We start from the raw sequence: 21228 nt of genomic DNA on the forward strand, positions 1-21228 counted from the left end.
CGCGGTTCAGCGGCTGCGCGGGTCGAGTGCGTCACGGAGACCGTCGCCGAGCAGGTTGAACGCCAGGACGGTCACGAAGATGGCCAGACCAGGCACGATCATGTACTGCGGGTCGACCTGGTAGTAGGGAACCGCTTGGCTGATCATGCCGCCCCAGGACGCCTGCGGGGGCTGGATGCCGACGCCCAGGAAGCTCAAGGACGCCTCGAAGAGGATGTTGGTCGGGATGAGCAGCGTCGAGTAGACGATGATCGGGCCGACGAGGTTCGGCAGCAGCTCCCGGAAGAGGATGTAGGGCCCCTTGGCCCCCATCCCCCGCGAGGCGTCGACGAACTCCCGCTCGCGCAGGGCCAGCGTCTGGCCGCGCACGATGCGGCCCAGATAGGGCCAGTTGAAGAAGCCGATCACGAAGATCAGCACAGTGATGTGCAGCGGCAGGCCCTCCAGCCCGAAGGCACCGCCCTGCAGGGTGGCCGAGATGGAGATGGCGAACAGCAGGAGAGGGAACGCCAGGAAGGTGTCCATCATCCGGCTGATGATCGTGTCGACCCGGCCGCCGTAGTAGCCGGCCACCACGCCGAGGATCGTGCCGATCGTGTTGGACAGGATCGTGGCGCCGAAGGCGACGACCAGTGAGACCCAGGAGCCCTCGAGGATGCGGGTGGCGATGTCGCGGCCGAACTTCGGCTCGACACCGAGCGGATGATCCCAGCTCATGCCGCCGAAGTCGCCCTTGGGCAGCGAGGTGTTGGGGTCGATGAGGTCCTGGTTCAGGGCGTTCGGGTCCAGTCCGAAGAGGGCCTGGATGGGTCGGGAGAGCACCGCCAGCAGGATCAGCAGGATGACGATGACGCCGCCGGCGACGGCCACCTTGTCCCTCTTGAAACGGGTCCAGGCGATCTGCCCGAGAGACCGGCCCTCGATCTGCTTGGACTCGACACCCTTCAGCACGGCCTCGGGCTGGGCCTCGGCCTGCGATCCGGTGGTCTCGATCGGTGCCGTCACGGTGAGTTTGACCCCTCTCGGCCGACGGTCGTCGGCCCCCTGGCTGCCGCTGTAGCGGTTGCTTCCACTCGTACACAGGACCGACCGGCCCGTGTCTAGCGGGGAGTCTTCAACGCTTTGGCGATCTGTTGCCAGAGTTGGCGGGGAAAGGATGCGTAACCGTGATGCTGTCTGGTGGGTTCCGTTATTCGAACACCAGGTAACGGCGGCCGGACGCGCGCCAGTTGGGGCGTATGAGGATGGACCGGGACCTTCCGATCGCATCTACGCGCGAAGATCTACCTGCGAAACCGAAGTCGACGGCCGCGTACGGCTACGACAGCCGGGCTGCGGACTGAACAGTAGGTTAGCCGCCGGATGATCAGTAACGGCCCTGTGCCGGTGGGTAGCCGTACCCGGCGGCCGGCGCCTGCGCGGGGGCGTGTGCCTCACGGTCGTAGAAGGGGCGGGCGCTGGCCCGCATCCACATGGCGACCGGGTCGTACTCGTCGGACATCGCCACGGTGGAGACCGGCAGCCCGTCCGGACACGCGCCGATCGACTGCAGCATCATCGAGCGCACCGAGTCCACGGCGGGCGGGCTGGTGTCGTACACGTCGAGCCCGATGGCGAGATACGGCGCGCCGAGCGCGGGCTGCACCCAGGCACGGCGCAGGGAGCGGACGGCCGGGGTGCGGTGGGCGTTCTGCGCGAGCAGGGCGTAGAACTGCGGGATGTCGATGCCGGGCTCGGACAGGCGCAGGGGACCGGCGGGCTGGCGGTCCAGGCCGGTGGCGATGCGGCGCAGGTCGAGCCAGGGGATGCCGACGCCGCCGCCCGGGGCGTGCGGGTTCAGCCACAGGCCGTAGTGGTCCGGGTAGAGGGTGCGGGCCACGTCGACTCCGTCGACCACCTCGTAACTGCGGTTCCAGCCGCTGGCCGACAGCTCCTGGGCGGAGGTGACGCACGGGGCGTAGCCGTGGCCGTCGACCTCCATGTTTCCGTACTGGGCGTCCGGTGAGCCGGCCTGGCCGTGCCACAGCAGCATCCAGACCTGGCCGGCGGACGGGGTCGCGAGCGCGCGCAGGAGGGCCTCGTAGGCGTCGTAGCGCCCGGGCGTCACCTGGCGCAGCATGTGCTCGACCTGACCGGTCGAGGTGGTGCCGCTCGCGCTCACCTTTTACCGCCCCTTCGGGAAACGTCGTGACTCCGTCGGTTTGGCCGACCGAGTGATGAGCCCAGCTTAGGCGCTCCGCTGGGAGAGCCGGGGAGCTCGGGACTTGATGCGGTCTGTCGTCTGCGGGTTCATTGTGGCTGGTCGCGCCCACGCGGCGGAGCCGCACATCGATGCAGCCCCGCGCCCCTGATGGGGCGCTGCCCCCAGGGGGTTCAAAAATCCCGCTGGTAGAAGGGACGGACTCTCTGGCGCATCCACTCGATCACCGGGTCCTGGGCCACGTCCAGCAGGACCAGGTTGACCGGCCAGGGGGCCGGGGCGCGGCCGAGAGCCCGGGCGAGGGCGTCCATGGGGGCGGCGCGCAGGTCGCCTTCCCAGTGGGCGAGTTCCACGCCTATGAACATCACCGGCTCGGCCGTCTCGATCGCCGCGAGGCAGCGGCGGGCCGTCACGACCACGCCGGTTTCGGCGAACTCGGCCGACGCCGCCGCGAGGAAGTCGATGGGGTCGTCCTGCCAGTCGGGTTCGTAGAGCTTGACGCGGCCGCCGGAGTTGAGGCCGTCCAGCGGGGTGCGGCCCACCCGGCACAGGTCGGCCACCGCCGCCGGGGGCAGCGGGACGCCGACCACGCCTTCCGGGTTCAGGGCGATGCCCACCTGCGGGGGCAGACCGCGGGCGAACTCCACGGCGGGGGCGACGGTGTACGACATGTGGGAGCCGACGACCTGGCGGAACTGTTCCTCGGAGCTGAAGACCGGGACGTACGCCTGGCCCCCCATCTCCACCGTGGGCAGGTCCAGCGGGCCGCTGTGCGGGCCGCCGCCGCCCGGCAGGGGCACCCAGACGAAGCTGCGGCCCAGCACCTCGAGGATCCGGCCGCCCGCCGAGGGCAGGCCGAGGGAGGCCGAGAGCACCTCCTCCAGTTCGTTGCCGGGCCACCCGCCGTGGGGATGGGGGTGTGCCGGTGCCGGGAAGTCCGCGGGGAGATCCGCCGGGAGGTCCGCTGGGAAGTCCATCTACGCTCAACCGCCTGCTGTGAACCGCTGCTGTGGCCCAAAAGGCTAGCGGGTGACCACTCCCTGCAGGTCTACGGACGCCCAGGACCTGTCCTAGCCCGTGAAGTCGATCCGGCGCAGGACGTCCGCCGCCTCCCGGTCGATCAGCACCGCCGAGCCGCAGCCCTGGGGCAGGTGCCCCTTCTCCACCGAGCGCAGCAGGCGGGCGGCCGCTCTGCGGTGGCGCAGGAAGGCATAGCGGGAGACGCCCCGCCCGCGTTCGCGCTGGCCCTCCAGGGCGGTGCCCGGGGGGACGTCGAGCAGCAGCAGGTGCAGGGTGCCGCCGCGGCGGCGGGCCTCGCGGGCCAGCCAGCCGCGCACCCAGGCCTGCGTACCGCAGTCGTGCACGACGACGCCCTCGCCGGAGCGCAGGGCCCGGCGCAGTCCGGCGTAGTGCGCGAGGCGGACCAGGGGGCGGTAGACGGCGTAGGGAAGGAAGCGTGGCATACGGGCGGCCCAGCGGTCCCGGGTGTCCTGGGAGTCGATGCGGGTGCCCTTCACGGTGCGGCGCATCAGCGTCGACTTGCCGCTGCCGGGCAGGCCGGTGATCACCACGAGGTCCTCGGGGCCGAAGAGCAGGGCGTGCGGGCTGTGGCCGGAACGCTCGCGCAGGTCGCGGACCACGGGTGCGAGACGCGTACCGCGGGCTTCGGCGGCCGGGGCCGCGGGCTGCTTGGGCAGCGCGATGCCCGAGGTCGTGGCATACGCCGTCGTGCGGTTCACCGTCATCGTCCTCCTCCGGGGTCAGGGATACCCATCCCCACTGAGCGTAAAGAGAAGGTAATAGAGGATCTCTCGGTTTTTGTTCTCTTCCTGCCACAAGCCGGTTACAGACGCGGCCTGCCCCAGAACCGTCCCGGCATGCAATGATGTTCGCGCCAACTGCATACCGGCCGTTTGAATCCGCGCGGGAGAGTCCCTGGCAGTGCATCGCCGGGGCGCCGAAGGAGCAAGTCCCTCCCTTGAATCTCTCAGGCCCCGTTACCGCGCGGGCGAGGCACATCTGAAAAGCGGGCCGCTCCCTCTCTCTTCGAGACGCGTGGCTCCACCCAAGGTGCAAGCCGTGATCGTCCCTGTGGCGGTCGTGGCGAACCTCTCAGGTTCCGATGACAGATGGGGAGGAACGACCTCGCCCGTCATGCCTTGGGAGACATCCGTCCGATGAGCAGTACAGAAGAACTCCGTCACACCGCGCTCGATGCCCTGCATCGCTCGCTCGGCGCGACGATGACCGACTTCGCCGGCTGGGACATGCCCCTGCGCTACGGCTCCGAGCGCGACGAGCACAACGCCGTAAGGACCAAGGCCGGCCTGTTCGACCTCTCCCACATGGGCGAGATCACCGTGACGGGGCCCGAAGCGGCTCAGCTGCTGAACTACGCCCTCGTCGGCGACATCGCCTCCGTCCGTGTGGGCCGCGCCCGCTACACCATGATCTGCCGGGCCGACGGCGGCATCCTGGACGACCTGATCGTCTACCGGCTCGCCGAGACCGAGTACATGGTCGTCGCCAACGCCTCCAACGCCCAGGTGGTGCTGGACGCGCTGACCGAGCGGGCGGCCGGCTTCGACGCCGAGGTGCGCGACGACCGGGACGCCTACGCGTTGATCGCCGTCCAGGGCCCGCAGTCCCCCGGCATCCTGAAGTCCCTCACCGACGCCGACCTCGACGGCCTGAAGTACTACGCCGGCCTGCCCGGCACCGTCGCCGGCGTGCCCGCCCTCATCGCGCGCACCGGCTACACCGGCGAGGACGGCTTCGAGCTGTTCGTGAAGCCGGAGCACGCCGTCGAGCTGTGGCAGGCGCTGACCAAGGCGGGCGAGGCCGTCGGCCTGGCCCCGTGCGGGCTGTCCTGCCGGGACACGCTGCGCCTGGAGGCGGGCATGCCGCTGTACGGCCATGAGCTGTCGACCTCCCTCACCCCCTTCGACGCCGGGCTCGGCCGGGTGGTGAAGTTCGAGAAGGAGGGCGACTTCGTCGGGCGTGAGGCGCTGGCCGCGGCAGCCTCCCGTGCCTCGGAGAACCCGCCGCGCGTCCTGGTCGGCCTGGTCGCCGAGGGGCGTCGCGTCCCGCGCGCCGGGTACCCGGTCGTCGCCGGCGGCGAGGTCATCGGCGAGGTCACCTCGGGTGCCCCCTCCCCCACGCTGGGCAAGCCGATCGCGATGGCGTACGTCGACGCGGCGCACTCGGCGCCGGGCACGGCCGGGGTCGGCGTGGACATCCGCGGCAGCCACGAGCCGTACGAGGTGGTGGCGCTGCCGTTCTACAAGCGGCAGAAGTAGCGCCGGAAGCACCAGACTGGCCGAGAACCGGAAGCACCGGACCGGCCGAGAAATACAGACCGACAGCGGCCCGTGCGTGACCCTGCGCACATTTCCGCTGCTCACGCACGTTTCCAGCAGTCCCCCATCCCTCACCACTCCCGCGCGTACAGGAGAATTCAGGCCATGAGCAACCCCCAGCAGCTGCGCTACAGCAAGGAGCACGAGTGGCTGTCGACCGCCGAGGACGGCGTCGCGACAGTCGGCATCACCGAGTTCGCGGCCAACGCGCTCGGCGATGTCGTCTACGCCCAGCTCCCCGAGGTCGGCTCGACGGTGACCGCGGGTGACACCTGCGGTGAGCTGGAGTCGACCAAGTCGGTGTCGGACCTGTACTCCCCGGTCACCGGCGAGATCACCGAGATCAACGAGGACGTGGTGAACGACCCGGCGCTGGTGAACTCCGCCCCCTTCGAGGGCGGCTGGCTGTTCAAGGTACGCGTCACGGAGGAGCCGGCCGACCTGCTCTCCGCCGACGAGTACGACGCCCACACCGCCGGCTGAGGAGCCGTATCCCCCATGTCTGACAAGTCGCTTCTGAACACGCCCCTGCACGAGCTCGACCCGGCCGTCGCCGCCGCGCTCGACGCCGAGCTGGAGCGCCAGCAGTCCACCCTGGAGATGATCGCCTCCGAGAACTTCGCGCCGGTCGCGGTCATGGAGGCACAGGGCTCGGTCGCCACCAACAAGTACGCCGAGGGCTACCCCGGCCGGCGCTACTACGGCGGCTGCGAGCATGTCGACGTCGCCGAGCAGATCGCCATCGACCGGGTCAAGGAGCTGTTCGGCGCCGAGTACGCCAACGTCCAGCCCCACTCCGGCGCCTCCGCCAACCAGGCCGCCCTGTTCGCCCTGGCCCAGCCCGGCGACACCATCCTCGGCCTGGACCTGGCCCACGGCGGCCACCTCACCCACGGGATGCGGCTGAACTTCTCCGGCAAGCAGTTCAAGGTCGTCCCGTACCACGTGGACGACTCCGGCCTGGTGGACATGGCCGAGGTCGAGCGGCTCGCCAAGGAGCACCGGCCGAAGGTGATCATCGCCGGGTGGTCGGCGTACCCGCGGCAGCTGGACTTCGCCGAGTTCCGGCGGATCGCGGACGAGGTCGAGGCGTACCTGTGGGTCGACATGGCGCACTTCGCGGGCCTGGTCGCCGCCGGTCTCCACCCGAACCCGGTCGAGTACGCGGACGTCGTCACCTCCACCACCCACAAGACGCTGGGCGGCCCGCGTGGCGGCATCATCCTCGCGAAGAAGGACTTCGCGAAGAAGCTGAACTCGTCCGTCTTCCCGGGCTTCCAGGGCGGCCCCCTGGAGCACGTGATCGCGGCCAAGGCGGTCTCCTTCAAGGTCGCCGCGAGCGAGGAGTTCAAGGAGCGTCAGCGTCGTACGGTCGAGGGCGCGCAGATCCTCGCCGAGCGGCTGACGGCCGACGACGCCCGCGCGGCCGGCGTGAACGTCCTGTCCGGCGGCACCGACGTGCACCTGATCCTGGTCGACCTGCGCGAGTCCGAGCTGGACGGCCAGCAGGCCGAGGACCGCCTCCACGAGGTCGGCATCACGGTCAACCGCAACGCCGTCCCGAACGACCCGCGCCCGCCGATGGTGACCTCGGGCCTGCGCATCGGCACGCCCGCCCTGGCCACCCGTGGCTTCACGGCCGAGGACTTCACCGAGGTCGCGGACGTCATCGCCGAGACGCTCAAGCCGTCCTACGACGCCGAGTCCCTCAAGGCCCGGGTCAGGGCACTGGCGGACAAGCACCCGCTGTACCCCGGTCTGAACAAGTAGTTCCTTTTTGTGGGGTGTCCCGCACACTCGTAGGAGAACGGGACACCCCACCCCCTTGCACCACCCCCCGTATTGAGGAGTCCCCCGTGGCCATCTCGGTCTTCGACCTGTTCTCGATCGGCATCGGCCCGTCCAGCTCCCACACGGTCGGCCCCATGCGCGCGGCACGCATGTTCGCCCGCAGGCTGCGCAACGAGGGTCTGCTGGACTCCGTCGCGTCCGTACGATGCGAGCTGTACGGCTCCCTGGGCGCGACCGGCCACGGCCACGGCACCCCCAAGGCCGTGCTGCTCGGCCTGGAGGACGCCTCACCTCGCACGGTGGACGTGGAGACGGCGGACGAGCGGGTGGAGGCGATCAAGGAAGCGGGCCTGCTGCGTCTGCTCGGCGAGCGCGACATCCCGTTCTCCTTCGACGACGACCTGATCCTGCACCGCCGTAAAGCACTCCCCTACCACGCGAACGGCATGACGATCTGGGCGTACGACGCGTCCGGCGGGGAGCTGCTGTCCAAGACGTACTACTCGGTGGGCGGCGGCTTCGTCGTCGACGAGGAGGCGGTCGGCGCGGACCGCATCAAGCTGGACGACACGGTCCTGAAGTACCCCTTCCGCACGGGCGACGAGTTGCTGCGCCTGACGCAGGAGACGGGCCTGTCGATCTCGTCGCTGATGCTGGAGAACGAGCGGGCCTGGCGCACGGAGGAGGAGATCCGTGCGGGCCTGCTGGAGATCTGGCGGGTGATGCGGGAGTGCGTGTCGCGGGGGATGTCGCGGGAGGGCATTCTGCCGGGCGGCCTGAAGGTCCGCCGCCGGGCGGCGAACACGGCCCGCAAGCTGCGCTCCGAGGGCGACCCGAAGGCGCTCGCCATGGAGTGGATCACGCTCTACGCGATGGCCGTGAACGAGGAGAACGCGGCGGGCGGCCGGGTCGTGACCGCGCCGACCAACGGAGCCGCGGGAATCATCCCGGCCGTACTCCACTACTACATCAACTTCGTGCCGGGCGCGGACGACGAAGGCGCGGTCCGCTTCCTGCTGGCCGCCGGCGCCATCGGCATGCTCTTCAAGGAGAACGCGTCCATCTCCGGCGCCGAGGTCGGCTGCCAGGGCGAGGTGGGCTCGGCCTGCTCGATGGCCGCCGGTGCTCTCGCCGAGGTCCTCGGCGGCAGCCCCGAACAGGTCGAGAACGCCGCCGAGATCGGCATGGAACACAACCTCGGCCTCACCTGTGACCCGGTCGGCGGCCTCGTCCAGATCCCCTGCATCGAGCGCAACGGCATGGCCGCGGTGAAGGCGGTCACGGCGGCGCGGATGGCGATGCGCGGGGACGGCTCGCACAAGGTGTCCCTGGACAAGGTCATCAAGACGATGAAGGACACGGGGGCGGACATGTCGGTCAAGTACAAGGAGACGGCCCGGGGCGGGCTGGCGGTGAACATCATCGAGTGCTGAGGGCCCGGCCCCGCCGCCCAGCCGTGGCGACAGGCGTACGGCCACCCTGCCGGAGGCTTCCGGGAAGCTCCCGACAGCCGTAGGCCGGCGCTTCTCGACTGGCTTGCGGGGATGGAGGGTTGAGCCCGCCCTATCTGAACGGCCACAGGGCGCGCGCCAGAAGACCGCCGAGCGCCCTCTCCAAGGGGAGCCGCGCCGACACCTGCCGCCGCGCGACCCGGGCCGACAGACCACTCCTCACCTTCGCCCAACCCGACGAAGTTGACATTTCCACGTCAGGAGGGGCTCACGCGTGCCAAGGTGGGGCATACAACAAGTCCAACCCCTGTCCCCCCACCGGTACTTCAGGGAGTCCCCCATGCTCCGCGGCATCGATGTAAGCGCGTACCAGTCCTCGAGCTACGACACCGACGGGCTCTCCTTCGTCTTCATCAAGGCGACGGAGGGCCGTTCCTACATCAACCCCAAACTCGCCGCCCAGACCAAGCGCGCCCGCGACGCCGGCCTGGTCGTCGGCTTCTACCACTTCCTCTGGCCCGGCAACCTCTCGGCCCAGGCGGAGTACTTCGTCAGCAAGGCCCCCGAGAGAGCCGGTGACATCCTCGCCGTCGACTGGGAGACGACGAGCGCGGGGACGCATGCGAGCAACGCGGAGAAGGACCTCTTCATCAGGAAGGTGAAGGAGAAGCGGCCGAACAATCCGGTCATTTTGTACTGTAACCGGAACTACTGGCTCAACGTGGACACCACGTCCTACGCCGGTGACGGTCTCTGGATCGCCGATTACGTGACCGCGGGCAAGCCCCGCATCAAGGCCAAGTGGCGCTTCCACCAGTACACCGACAACCCGCTGGACAAGAACGTCGCCGATTTCGCCAGCAAGGCCGCACTGCGGGAGTGGGCCGAGAACGCCTGACCCCATAGGCTCCGACCTGCGGCGAAGCAGTCGTCGCTGCAGAAGAGGGGAGCTTCTCGGGATGAGTGGGACTGTCGCCGCGGTCAGCAGCAACGGGACGTATTCGTTCGCCAAGCCGAACCGGGAGAGCATCACGCTGATCGCGGGCGTCGGGGTGGAGGGCGATGTGCACGCGGGTGCCACGGTGAAGCATCGGTTCCGGATGCGGAAGGATCCCTCGCAGCCGAATCTGCGGCAGGTACACCTCATCCATGCGGAGTTGTTCGACGAGGTGCGCGAGGCCGGGTTCGAGGTGGCGGCCGGGGAGCTCGGGGAGAACGTCACCACCCGGGGCATCGACCTGCTCGGGCTGCCGACGGGGACGCTCCTGAGGCTCGGCGGCGAGGCCGTCGTGGAGGTGACCGGGTTGCGGAATCCCTGCGCTCAGATCGACGGGTTTCAGAGAGGGCTGATGAAGCAGGTCGTCGGGCGGGATGCCGAGGGCGATGTGCGGTTGAAGGCCGGGATCATGAGCGTCGTCGTCAGCGGGGGTGCGGTGAGGGCCGGGGACCCTGTCCGCGTCCAGCTTCCGGACGGGCCGCATCGGGCCCTGGAGATCGTGTGACGCAAGCGGTCGGTGTATGACGAAAGGTGCCCGCTCACCACAGCAGCGGTGAGCGGGCACCCATCGTCACTCATCACTTGTTAAGGAAGGACCAGAACTCGTCGAACGTCAGGACCTTGTCGCCGTTCAGGTCGCGGCTCTTGATGATCACCTCGGCGACCGACTCGGTCACGTTCCAGTCGCCTCCCTGGGCCAGGGCGGACTTGAACTCGGCGGCGGTGATGGTGCCGTCACCGTCCGCATCGATGCGCTCGAACTGCTTGCGTGCTTCCTCGATGTCGATGTGCCCCACCGATCCGCCCCTCTACTCGCGTATTACTCGCGTCTGTCGTGTTGTGCCGGCTCACTGCCGCAGGTCAGATTAACTGCCCGCCCGCGCCTCCAGTGCGGCGACCACCCAGGCGAACTCCTCTCGGTGCGCCGAGGCGGTTCCCTGGCCCTTCACGACGGCCAGCAACTCGCGGTAGCGGGCGACCTTGTCGTTCGCGCCGGCCTTCAGGCGTTCGAGTACGTCCGCCGGGTGCGCGTCGCCGAGCAGGTCCCGCAGGAGGCGCTCCGCCTCGGGGGACTCGGGGGCGATCCCGTGCTGCCGCGCCTCGGCCGCCGACTGCACCAGCTTCCGCGCGAACCACATCGACGCCCCGGCGGGGGCCTCGGGCCCACGACCGGCCGCGTTGAACTCGGCCACGGTGCGCATGTGCGCCCGGAACTCCGGGTCCCGCAGCAGCTCGGCCAGCTCCACCCAGGCGTCCACCTGCTCGGGCGTCGGCTCGTCCGGCAGGTCCACGGTCATGGTCCGCATCCGCTCGCGGATCGCCGGGTCCGCCGTGTCCAGTCCGTGGAACATCTCGTCCACGAACTCCTCCAGGATCCGCCGCCGTTCGGCGGCCGACAGCCTCGCCAGTTTGTTCATCAACGTCATCTCCTCAGCGGTCGAGCCGCGTCGCGCCACGGTCGACAGCACCGCACGGGTCACCTTCAGCGACCTGATCTGCGCGTCCAGTGCGGCGACATGCGTGGCCGCGACCGACGCCACGTCCTTCTCACCGCTGACGACCTTGCGTACGTCGTCCAGGCCCAGGCCCAGTTCGCGCAGGGTGCGGATCAGCTCCAGACGGGCGACGGACTCGGCGTCGTAGAGGCGATAGCCGCCCGAGGAGCGGGTCACCGGGGGCAGGGCGCCCTCGTCGGACCAGTATCGAATCGTGCGCACGGTCAGGCCGGTGGCCCGGGCCAGATCGCCGATGGTGAGAAGTCCGGTGCCGTCTTCGGTCATGTCTGCGAGTGTGGGCCTTCCAGCGGGTGGAGACTCAAGGGGCAGGACGGGGCGCGGGACGCGCCCGGGAACGCCCGCGGTGTGCGGGCGTTCCCGGTGGCCGGCTGTCGGCCCGTGGGCGCGCAGGTGCTGCCGTACGCCCGGTAGGCGTCAGTGCCAGGCCTCGTAGTGCGGGTTGCTCTGGCAGCCGCTCATGATCTCGACCTTGGTCGTCTTGTTCACCGGGCAGACGCCGATGATGTACTTCCGGGCGATCCCGCCGGGGAAGGCGACCTCGACCTGGTCGGCCCATTTGTGGGTGTCGCCGATGGTCTTGTTGACGTCGATGCCGCCGGGGGCGTCGATGTAGTAGTTCCAGCCCGACTTCCACCAGTTCTTGTACAGGTCGTGGTCGTAGGTCGTGGAGACGTACGGGGAGGGCTGGTTGACCAGGACGTACTGCTCCAGGTCGTACTGGCCGTTCACGACGTCCTTGGGCTTGAAGCCCTCCTCGAAGACGATGTTCGGGCCGCGGCCGTCGGCCCGGTAGAGCGTGCCGCAGGTGGTGCGCCACGCGGGTTCGGGGGTGATGCGGTCGACGTCGACGCGGCGGTCGACGGCGGCCTTGATCTTGTCGTCGTACTGGACGGGGCAGGCGGCCGGGGTGGGTGCGGCGGCCTTGACGGCGGCCGTGCGAGCCGAGGCGGGGACGGTCTCGGGAGCCGTGGCGGCCGTGGTCGCGAGGACGGCCGAGAGGGACAGGACGGCGGCAGCGGCCCGCCGCCGCAGGCGAGTTGTGATCATGGGGAGCACGATCCCGGGCCCGTGGCGGCGGGGCGTGGAACGTCACCCGTACGGCGGCGTGTCCACTGACCGCGGGTCAACTGGGCTTCGGCTAGCGGAAGATGCCGGTGTGGCCGAGGGAGTAGCGGCCCGGCTGCGGATAGACGGCGAGGCCGTGCGGGCCGCTGCCGACGGGGATACGGGCGAGTTGCTCGCCGGTGCGGGTGTCGATGGCGTACACCTCGGAGTCGTAGCGGCCCGACAGCCACAGCACCTTGCCGTCGGCGGAGACGCCGCCCATGTCGGGGCTGCCGCCGTCGGGGAGGTGCCACTTCTTGGTGAGCTTGTTCTTGGTGAAGTCGAAGACGGAGACGGAGCCCTCGCCGCGGTTGGAGACGTACATCTCGCGCGAGTCGCGGCTGACGTAGAGGCCGTGGCAGCCCTTGCCGGTGGGCAGGAGGGTGGGCTCGGTGAACTTGTCGCCGTCCAGGACCCACATGCCGTCGGCCATCATGTCGGCGATGTAGAACCTCTTGCCGTCCGGGGAGACCTTCACGTCCTGTGGCATGGCGCCGTCGAAGGGCAGTTTCTGCTGGCCCACGACCTTCATCTTCTCCGTGTCGACCTTCAGCAGTTCGCCGCTGAACTCGCAGGAGACGATGAAGTAGCGGCCGTCGAGGGAGAAGTCGGCGTGGTTGACGCCGTAGCAGGTGACCGGCTCGGTCTTGATCCGCTTCATGGTGTGGGGGTCGCGGAAGACGAGTTCGCGGTCGAGGGAGGCCATGACGACGGCGTACTTGCCGTTGGGGGTGAAGTAGAGGTTGTAGGGGTCGTGGACCTCGACCTCCTTGCCCGCCTTGCCGGTCTTCGGGTCGATGGGGGTGAGGGTGTGGCCGCGGTTGTTGTTGACCCAGAGGGTCTTCAGGTCCCAGGACGGGACGACGTGTTGGGGCTGGCGGCCCACGGGGATCGTCTCGATGATCTCGTACGTCTTCGGGTCGATGACGGAGACGGTGTCGGACTCGGTGTTGGGGACGTAGACGCGGGACGGGAAGTCCTTGACGACCGGGGAGAGCTTGTTGGGGCGGTCGGCGGCGTAGACGTCCTTCGGGTCGAGGACGGGGGGCATGCCGGGGAGGCCGTCGATGGGCTTCCTTTTCGGTGGGGCGGGGATGGCGGCCTGGGTGCCGCCGCGGGGGTCGGGGGCGGGGCGGGTCTTGTCCTTGGCGGACTCGGTGCCGCAGGCGGCGAGGGCGAGTAGGCCTACGCCGGCGAGGAGGGTGCGGGGGAGGAGGTTCATCGGCAGTTCTTCCAGTACGGCGGGAGGGCGGCGACCGGGGGTGCGTGGCTGGGGCGGCGGTCGGTAGTGATCACTCGACCATTTAAGGAGGGTTGCGTCTAAAAACGCATGATTCACTCGATAAGCCGTCTGTGCGGGTCGTCGTTGCCCGGGTGTTCTCGCCCCCGCCGCCCCTACCCGTCCCATCCCCAGGGGCTCCGCCCCTTCGACCCCGCTGGGGCTGCCGCCCCAGACCCCGCTTCGGCCCTGAAGGGGCCTCGTCCTCAAACGCCGGACGGGCTGAGATGCACGGGCCGGCGTCAAGAGGAGCAGCCCCTACGGGTGGGTGGGGGCTAGGGACGGCACGGCCCCGTCCCCCAACGCCGGACGGGCTGAGATACACGGGCCGGCCTCAAGAGGAGCAGCCCCTACGGGTGGGTGGGGGCTAGGGACGGCACGGCCCCGTCCCCCAACGCCGGACGGGCTGAGATACACGGGCCGGCGTCAAGAGGAGCAGCCCCTACGGGTGGGTGGGGGCTAGGGACGGCACGGCCCCGTCCCCCAACGCCGGACGGGCCGAATGACACGGGCCGGCCTCAAGAGGAGAAGCCCTGAACGCCGGGCGGGCCGAGATGCACGGGCCGGCGTCGAGGAGGGAAGCCCCCCTGCGGGTGGTGGGGGCCAGGGAGGGGTGGGGTCGGTCGTAGATGCCGGACAAGGTGAAAGAGATGCGGACCGCGTCGGGAAGCGGAGCCTGTCGTAGGTGCCGGACGGGATGGATGGCGCGGGCTAGCGGTCCGCCACCCTCATCTCGAACCATGTGGTCTTGCCGCGCGGCAGCAGGTCGACGCCCCAGCGGTCGGCGAGTCTGTCCACCAGGAACAGGCCCCGGCCGCTGATGTCCATCTCCTGGACCGGCATCAGGCAGGGCAGGCCGCGGGAAGGGTCGCGGACCTCGATGCGGATCCAGCCTCGGCGGTGGCGCATGCGGAGGCCGAAGACGCGGGCGCCGGTGTGACGGACGGCGTTGCCGACGAGTTCGGAGACGAGTAGGACCACGTCCTCCGTCATCTTCGGGGTCAGGCCCCAGTGGCGCAGGACCACCACCTGGGCCAGCCGCCGCGCCGTCGCCGCGGATTCGGGGCGGGACGGGAGCGGAACCTCCGCCTCCGTGGGATTGCCGAACAGCTCCAATACCTTGGAGGCAGCTTCGTCCTCGGCCGCCGGCGACCAGCGCGCCGCGGCAGCACGGCTGTGTCCCCGCGGCTGTTCGATACCCTCCAGCCCCGCCATGCCCCCATCATGGCCGCCGACAGGGCCCTCCGGGGCCGTTCCGGCGGAATACGCCCCCCGGAAGCGCTCATTCCGCACAGCTCGTTTGGCATATGCCAGGGGCAGTTCAGTGCCCCTGGCAGCCCGGCTGACCTGCGACGAAGGGTCCGCTGGAGGCAATCGACAGGCTCCCTCGACAAGGCACGCTTAAGGTTGCCTTAAGGCTGCCATAAACCGCCCCATCGAGGGACCCGAATCAGACGTCCTGTCAATTGCAAGTGGTTCGGCGGAGTTTCAGACCGGACCCTGCCGGGCCCTCAGAGGAACTTCGCCTTGCCCGGGCCCTCCTCCACGAAGCTCCGCATCCCCCGCTCCCGGTCCTCCGTCGCGAACAGCCCCGCGAACCAGCCCCGTTCCACCGCGAGGCCCGTCTCGATGTCCGTCTCCAGGCCCGTGTCGATCGACTCCTTCGCCGCGCGCAGCGCGATCGCCGGACCCTGCGCCAGCCTCGCCGCCCAGGCGTGCGCCTCGGCGTAGACCTGGTCCGGCGCCACCACGCGGTCCACCAGGCCCAGCTCCCGCGCCTCGTCGGCCTTCACCATCCGGCCCGTGAAGATCAGGTCCTTCGCCTTCGACGGGCCGATCAGGCGGGCCAGCCGCTGGGTGCCGCCCGCGCCCGGGATCAGGCCCAGCAGGATCTCGGGCTGGCCCAGCTTGGCGTTGTCCCCGGCGATCCGGTAGTCCGCGCACAGCGCCAACTCGCAGCCGCCGCCGAGCGCGTAGCCCGTCACGGCCGCCACGACCGGCTTCGGGATCCGGGCCACCGCCGTGAACGACTCCTGCAGGGCACGCGCGCGCAGGACCATCGCGGTGTGGTCCATGGCCTGCATCTCCTTGATGTCCGCGCCGGCCGCGAACACCTTCTCCCCGCCGTAGATCACCACGGCCCGTACGTCGTCACGACGGCCCGCCTCCTCGGCGAGTTCCTTGAGCCGGTCCTGGGTGGCGACGTCCAGCGCGTTCATGGGCGGGCGGTCGAGGCGGAGGGTGCCGACGCCTTCGGCGACTTCGAGATTCACGGTCATGCCAGCAGGTTAACGGGGACTAACGGCTGCTGATGGGGTGCGGTCAGTCACATCCGGCCGGGGGTCTGGGGGTCGCCCCCAGGCAGACACAGCACGGGGACCAACGGGTACGGCCCCGGTGCAGTACCTCACACCGGGGCCGCGAAATCGCCGTAGGGTCTACGCCTCTCCTACGCCTTCCACTTCTCCCACGACATGTTCCAGCCGTTCAGGCCGTTGTCGGGAGCGACCGTCGCGTCGTTGGAGTTCTTCACCACGACCACGTCGCCGATCATCGAGTGGTCGAAGAACCACGCGGCCGGTGTGCCCCCGTCCCACGCGCCCTTGACGTCGCGCAGGCCGATGCAGCCGTGGCTGGCGTTGGTGTTGCCGAAGACGCCGCCGCCCCAGTAGTTGCCGTGGATGAAGGTGCCGGAGTCGGTCAGGCGGGTGGCGTGCGGGACGTCCTCGATGTCGTACTCGCCGTCGTAGCCGACGGTGTCGCCGTTCATGCGGGTCTCGACGAACTTCTCGGTCATGACCATCTGGCCGTTCCAGGTGTCGTACCCGGGCTTGCCGGTGGTGACGGGGATGGTCTTGATGACCTTGCCGTCCTGCGTGACCTTCATCTTCTTGGTCTTCACGTCGACGATCGAGACCTGGTTGCGGCCGATGGTGAAGGAGACCTTCTTGTCCTGCTCGCCGTACACGCCGGGGCGGCCCTCGACGCCGTCGAGGTTGAGGTCGACGGTGACCTTGGTGCCTTCCTTCCAGTACTTCTCGGGACGGAAGTCGAGGCGGTCGTTGCCGAACCAGTGGCCCTCGACCTCGACGGCCGGCTCGGTCTTGATGGTGATGGCCTTCTCGACGTCCTCGGGGCTGGTGATGCCCCGGGTGAAGCGGATCGAGAACGGCATTCCGACGCCGACCTTGGAACCGTCCTCCGGCGTGAAGGTGCCGAGGAAGGTGTTCTTCGGGGTCAGGGTGGTGAAGTCGGCCTCCTTGGCCGCCTCCAGGCCCTGGGCGTCCTTGGCGACCGCGTGCACCGTGTACGCCGTGGCGGCGGCGAGGTGCGTGGACGGCGTCCAGGTGGCGCCGTCGCCGGATATCTTGCCGTCGATCGCGTTGCCCTTGGCGTCCTTGACCTCGACGTCCGTCAGCTTGCCCTTGGCCGCGGTCACCTTCAGCGCGCCGCTGGTGTCGACGGACTTGGCACCGTCGCCCGGCGCTATGGTCACGACGGCCTGGGACTTCTTGGCCTCGGCCGTGCCGGAGTCCTTGCCCTTGCCGTCGCCGCTCCCCGAGTCCGATCCCCCGCCCCCGCCGCACGCGGTGACCGCGAGCAGCAGCACTCCGGCCACTGCCGCCGGCCCCTTTCGTCCACGCCTGCCGCGCGCGTCAACCGACGCCCCCGATATCGGCCGCACGTTCAAGTCCTTCTCCCTCCCCCGGGTCCCAGGCCCTATCCGGCCTGGCCAAACCCACTCCCCCGCGCGACTGATCACGCGCACCGGCGCATATTAACCACAAGGCCAGGGCGGCGACGCCGCGCGTTTGTCACCGTTCCGTTCCAACATCGGCAGATAGCCGGTTGGTCGGTCAACTCACCCCCCTGTCCTGTTACTTCACCGCACTCCCCGCCTTCCACTCCTTCCAGCCCATATTCCATCCTCCGAGGCCATTGTCGGGAGCGACCTTTTTGTCGTTGCTGCGGACGACCTCGACGACGTCACCGATCAGGCTGCGGTCGAAGAACCAGCCCGCGGGCGTCTCGGAGCCGCCGCCCTTGACGTCCCTGAGCCCCACGCACCCGTGGCTGACATTGCTCCGCCCGAAGACCGAGGCGTCCGCCCAGTAGTTGCCGTGCAGGAAGGTGCCGGAGTCGGTCAGGCGCATGGCGTGCGGGACGTCCGGGATGTCGTACTCGCTCTTGCCGTTGGCCTTCTTGAAGCCGACCGTGGCGCCGTTCATCCGGGTCAGCTCGAGCATCTCGGTGACCACCATCTTGCCGTTGTACGTGGTGTTCTTGGGTGCGCCGGCCGTGATCGGCACGGTGGTGAGCAGCTCGCCGTCGCGCCGGACCTCCATGGTGTGCCGGGCCGCGTCGACCAGGGAGACCTGGTGGCGGCCGACGGTGAAGGAGAACGTCTTGTACTGCAGCCCGTACACGCCGGGCGCGCCCTCGACGTCGCGCAGGCGCAGCGCGACGGTGACCCGGGTGCCGGGCTTCCAGTAGTGCTCGGGGCGGAAGTCGAGGCGGGCCCTGCCGAACCAGTGCGGGCGGATGTCCACGGCCGGTTCGGCGGTCACCTGCACGGCGCGTTCTACGGCGGCCCGGTTCTCGATCTCCCGGTTGAACTCCAGGGAGACGATCATTCCGGTGCCGACGGTGGAGCGGTGCTCCGGGGTGACGTATCCGATGAACCGCTCCTCGGGGACGTACGTGGTGAAGGTCGTGTGCCGTGCGCTGCGACGCCCCTGGCCGTCCACGGCCACCGCGTCGATCGTGTACTTGGCGGCCAGCGCGAGCCCGGGGTCCTCGGGCTCCCAGCGCCGGCCGTCCTCGGAGATGTGCCCGGGCACCGGCAACTCCTGGGCGTCCTGGGACTTGACGACCTCGACCGACTCCAGGCGCCCGCCGGCCACCCGGACGAGCAGCCTGTCGTCGGGGCGTACGTCCTTGCTGCGGTCCTCGGGCGTGACCCGGATGACGTCCTCGGGCGCCGGCGGTTTGCCCAGCATCTGGTCGACGCCGCCGCCGTCCGCAGTGCAGCCGGCCACCCCGGCCAGCAGGCCGGCCCATGTCAGTACGGCGGCCAGCGCGGCCCCCGCGCGCCGCGCGCGCCCTTGTACGTGCCTCACGAAGACCCCAACGATCGGGGCGGCCCTGGGGAAACGTGAGTGCGAGCCACCCGGTGGGCAGAACAGTGGGGAGGACGACGCGACGGGGAGCCGCGGACGGGACACCGTGGGCTCTTCCTCCCCATTCGTGTGGTCCCTGAGCCGTGGGAGGCCGACAGGTGTCGAGCGCAGCCGAGCAGGAGGCGGTGGCCGGTTCGGTCGCCGCTGAGGAGGGGCGCCCGGACGCCGTCGTGAACGGCGCGCGGCCGAAGGCCCCTGCCGTGCCCGTGTGGCCGGGCACGCCCGTGCCGCTCGGCGCCCGCTTCCGGGTCGGCCCGGACGGGGTGGCGGGCACCAACTTCGCGCTGTGGGCGGGGGGAGCGGAAGCGGTCGAGCTGTGTCTGTTCGACGGGGAGGGCAAGGAGACACGGGCCAAGCTGACCGAGCTGACGCACGAGATCTGGCACGGCTTCGTGCCGGGTGTCATGCCGGGGCAGCGCTACGGCTACCGGGTGCACGGCCGCTGGGACCCGTGGACCGGCGGCCGCTGGAACCCGGCGAAGCTGCTCCTCGACCCGTACGCGCGCGCGGTGGACGGCGACTTCAGCCTGCCGCCCGAGGTGTACGGGCATGTCCGGGACTGGCCCCAGCAGCATGTCGCCGACACCGTGCGCGACGACCGGGACTCGGCGCCGTACGTCCCGAAGGGTGTCGTCGTCCACGATGACGACGACTGGGCGGACGACCGCCGGCCGAAGACGCCGTGGGCCGACTCGGTGATCTACGAGGTGCATGTACGGGGGTTCACGAAGCTGCACCCGGGGATTCCTGAGGAGCTGCGGGGCACCTACGCCGGTCTCGCGCACCCGGCGGCCGTCGAGCACCTGGTCAAGCTGGGCGTGACGGCGGTGGAGCTGCTGCCGGTGCACCAGTTCGCGCACGAGGACCATCTGCTGCGCAAGGGCCTGCGCAACTACTGGGGCTACAACTCGATCGGCTACTTCGCCCCGCACGCCGCCTACGCCGCCTCCGGTACGACGGGCCAGCAGGTCGGCGAGTTCAAGCGGATGGTGCGGGCGCTGCACGCGGCCGGGATCGAGGTCATCCTCGACGTCGTCTACAACCACACCGCGGAGGCGGGCGAGTACGGCCCCACGCTGTCGATGAAGGGCATCGACAACCGGGGGTACTACCGGCTCCAGTCGGACGCGCGCCGGTACGCGGACTACACGGGCTGCGGGAACACGCTGCACGTCGTCCAGCCGCATGTGCTGCGGCTCATCACCGACTCGTTGCGGTACTGGGTGACGGAGATGGGGGTGGACGGTTTCCGGTTCGACCTGGCGGCCGCGCTGGCCCGCTCCATGCACGACGTCGACATGCTGTCGCCGTTCCTGGCGGTGATCGCGCAGGATCCGGTGCTGCGGCGGGTGAAGCTGATCGCCGAGCCGTGGGACGTGGGGTCGGGCGGATACCAGGTGGGCGCCTTCCCGCCGCTGTGGACGGAGTGGAACGACCGCTATCGCAACGCCGTACGGGACTACTGGCGGGGCGCGCTGCCGGACGTGCGGGATCTGGGGTACCGCCTGTCGGGGTCGAGCGACCTGTACGCGTGGGGCGGGCGGCGGCCGTACGCATCGGTCAACTTCGTGACCGCGCACGACGGTTTCACGCTGCGGGACCTGGTGTCATACGAGCGCAAGCACAACGAGGCGAACGGGGAGGGCAACCGGGACGGGTCGAACGACAACCGGTCCTGGAACTGCGGGGCCGAGGGCGAGACGGACGACGAGCGCGTACGGGCGCTGCGGCGGCGGCAGCTGCGGAACCTGCTGACCACCCTGCTGCTGTCGACGGGCGTGCCGATGCTGGTCGCGGGTGATGAGCTGGGGCGCACCCAGCGGGGCAACAACAACGCGTACTGCCAGGACAACGAGATCAGCTGGCTGGACTGGGGGCTGCTGGAGGACCCCGGCTGGAAGGCGCTGTTCGACCTGACCTCCCGGCTGATCGAGCTGCGCCACCGGCACCCGGTGCTCCGTCGCCGGGCCTTCTTCTCCGGGCGGGCGCACTCGGCCGACGGCCTGCGGGACCTGGCCTGGTTCACCCTGCGCGGCACGGAGATGACGGAACGGGACTGGTACGCGCCCGCCGCCACGCTGGGCATGTATCTGTCCGGGCGGGACATCCCGGGCCGCGACGAACGGGGTGCGCCGATCCTCGACGACAGCTTCCTGGCCGTGCTGCACGCCGGGGACCGGCCGGTGAGCTTCGTGCTGCCGGGGCCGCCGTGGGCGCAGCGGTACGAGGTGGTCGTCGACACGTCGCGGGAGGAGCAGGGGGAGGCGCCGGGCGTGGAGCACCGGGCGGGGGCGGCGATCACGGTGCCGGCGCGGGCGGTGCTGCTGCTGCGGGTGCTCGACTGAGGGCG

Annotated in this window: 19 protein-coding genes and 1 riboswitch; of the genes, 7 read left to right on the top strand and 12 right to left on the bottom strand. The window is 69.8% G+C overall.

Going from position 1 to position 21228, the window contains the following annotated elements; all coding sequences use genetic code 11:
• Positions 1-6: 6 nt before the first annotated feature.
• From ACIREI_RS42040 to ACIREI_RS42055, 4 genes are all read right to left on the bottom strand, one after another.
• Positions 7-1005 carry an ABC transporter permease gene (locus tag ACIREI_RS42040; RefSeq protein WP_403345093.1) on the bottom strand — a complete coding sequence of 333 codons (999 nt, stop codon included), beginning with the start codon at positions 1003-1005 and terminating at the stop codon, positions 7-9.
• Between the two features lie 361 nt (positions 1006-1366).
• Positions 1367-2161 carry an enhanced serine sensitivity protein SseB C-terminal domain-containing protein gene (locus ACIREI_RS42045; RefSeq protein WP_403345095.1) on the bottom strand — a complete coding sequence of 265 codons (795 nt, stop codon included), beginning with the start codon at positions 2159-2161 and terminating at the stop codon, positions 1367-1369.
• Between the two features lie 212 nt (positions 2162-2373).
• The gene (locus ACIREI_RS42050) at positions 2374-3177 is read right to left on the bottom strand and encodes an enhanced serine sensitivity protein SseB (RefSeq protein WP_403345097.1); all 804 of its coding nucleotides are present in this window, start codon (positions 3175-3177) and stop codon (positions 2374-2376) included.
• A 93-nt stretch (positions 3178-3270) separates the two neighbouring features.
• Positions 3271-3945 carry an AAA family ATPase gene (locus tag ACIREI_RS42055; RefSeq protein WP_403345099.1) on the bottom strand — a complete coding sequence of 225 codons (675 nt, stop codon included), beginning with the start codon at positions 3943-3945 and terminating at the stop codon, positions 3271-3273.
• Between the two features lie 169 nt (positions 3946-4114).
• A riboswitch (glycine riboswitch) is annotated at positions 4115-4213 on the top strand.
• A 164-nt stretch (positions 4214-4377) separates the two neighbouring features.
• On the opposite strand from ACIREI_RS42055, the gene gcvT reads away from it, so the two are divergent.
• The 6 genes from gcvT to ACIREI_RS42085 all read left to right on the top strand — a co-directional run bounded on the left by gcvT (position 4378) and on the right by ACIREI_RS42085 (position 10303).
• Positions 4378-5499, top strand: a complete 1122-nt coding sequence (gene gcvT / locus ACIREI_RS42060) for a glycine cleavage system aminomethyltransferase GcvT (RefSeq protein WP_403345101.1) — start codon at positions 4378-4380, stop codon at positions 5497-5499.
• A gap of 165 nt (positions 5500-5664) precedes the next feature.
• Positions 5665-6042 carry a glycine cleavage system protein GcvH gene (gcvH, locus tag ACIREI_RS42065; RefSeq protein ID WP_019759220.1) on the top strand — a complete coding sequence of 126 codons (378 nt, stop codon included), beginning with the start codon at positions 5665-5667 and terminating at the stop codon, positions 6040-6042.
• A gap of 15 nt (positions 6043-6057) precedes the next feature.
• Positions 6058-7329: a serine hydroxymethyltransferase gene (gene glyA, locus ACIREI_RS42070; RefSeq protein WP_403345103.1), complete on the top strand. Its 1272-nt coding sequence runs from the start codon at positions 6058-6060 to the stop codon at positions 7327-7329.
• Positions 7330-7415: 86 nt separating this feature from the next.
• A complete protein-coding gene (locus tag ACIREI_RS42075; protein WP_403345105.1) occupies positions 7416-8783 on the top strand; it encodes an L-serine ammonia-lyase in 1368 nt (455 codons plus the stop codon).
• Between the two features lie 358 nt (positions 8784-9141).
• Positions 9142-9699 (top strand): glycoside hydrolase family 25 protein, encoded by a 558-nt coding sequence (locus ACIREI_RS42080; protein ID WP_403345107.1) that lies wholly within the window; start codon positions 9142-9144, stop codon positions 9697-9699.
• Positions 9700-9760: 61 nt separating this feature from the next.
• Positions 9761-10303 (top strand): MOSC domain-containing protein, encoded by a 543-nt coding sequence (locus ACIREI_RS42085; protein WP_403345109.1) that lies wholly within the window; start codon positions 9761-9763, stop codon positions 10301-10303.
• A 73-nt stretch (positions 10304-10376) separates the two neighbouring features.
• Here the strand turns inward: ACIREI_RS42085 and ACIREI_RS42090 are convergent, their stop codons facing one another.
• The 8 genes from ACIREI_RS42090 to ACIREI_RS42125 form a co-directional block, all read right to left on the bottom strand.
• On the bottom strand, positions 10377-10595 hold the full coding sequence (locus tag ACIREI_RS42090) for an EF-hand domain-containing protein (protein WP_403345111.1): 219 nt from the start codon (positions 10593-10595) through the stop codon (positions 10377-10379).
• Positions 10596-10664: 69 nt separating this feature from the next.
• Positions 10665-11579, bottom strand: coding sequence for a MerR family transcriptional regulator (locus tag ACIREI_RS42095; protein ID WP_403345113.1), 915 nt, complete (start codon positions 11577-11579; stop codon positions 10665-10667).
• 150 nt (positions 11580-11729) lie between these two features.
• Positions 11730-12362 carry an ADP-ribosyltransferase gene (locus ACIREI_RS42100; protein WP_403345115.1) on the bottom strand — a complete coding sequence of 211 codons (633 nt, stop codon included), beginning with the start codon at positions 12360-12362 and terminating at the stop codon, positions 11730-11732.
• A 91-nt stretch (positions 12363-12453) separates the two neighbouring features.
• Entirely contained in the window at positions 12454-13641 is a 1188-nt protein-coding gene (locus ACIREI_RS42105) for a YncE family protein (RefSeq protein ID WP_403345117.1), read from the bottom strand.
• Positions 13642-14409: 768 nt separating this feature from the next.
• Positions 14410-14913: an ATP-binding protein gene (locus ACIREI_RS42110; protein ID WP_403345119.1), complete on the bottom strand. Its 504-nt coding sequence runs from the start codon at positions 14911-14913 to the stop codon at positions 14410-14412.
• Between the two features lie 296 nt (positions 14914-15209).
• Positions 15210-15977 carry an enoyl-CoA hydratase/isomerase family protein gene (locus ACIREI_RS42115; protein WP_403345121.1) on the bottom strand — a complete coding sequence of 256 codons (768 nt, stop codon included), beginning with the start codon at positions 15975-15977 and terminating at the stop codon, positions 15210-15212.
• A gap of 170 nt (positions 15978-16147) precedes the next feature.
• Positions 16148-17389, bottom strand: coding sequence for an Ig-like domain-containing protein (locus tag ACIREI_RS42120; RefSeq protein WP_403345123.1), 1242 nt, complete (start codon positions 17387-17389; stop codon positions 16148-16150).
• 187 nt (positions 17390-17576) lie between these two features.
• Positions 17577-18818, bottom strand: a complete 1242-nt coding sequence (locus tag ACIREI_RS42125) for an Ig-like domain-containing protein (protein WP_403345125.1) — start codon at positions 18816-18818, stop codon at positions 17577-17579.
• Positions 18819-18976: 158 nt separating this feature from the next.
• On the opposite strand from ACIREI_RS42125, the gene glgX reads away from it, so the two are divergent.
• Complete coding sequence (gene glgX, locus ACIREI_RS42130; RefSeq protein ID WP_403345127.1) at positions 18977-21223, top strand: glycogen debranching protein GlgX; 2247 nt, start codon at positions 18977-18979, stop codon at positions 21221-21223.
• Positions 21224-21228: the final 5 nt, after the last annotated feature.

Source organism: Streptomyces sp. NPDC093591, from assembly GCF_044764885.1.
In the GTDB taxonomy this organism is placed as follows: domain Bacteria; phylum Actinomycetota; class Actinomycetes; order Streptomycetales; family Streptomycetaceae; genus Streptomyces.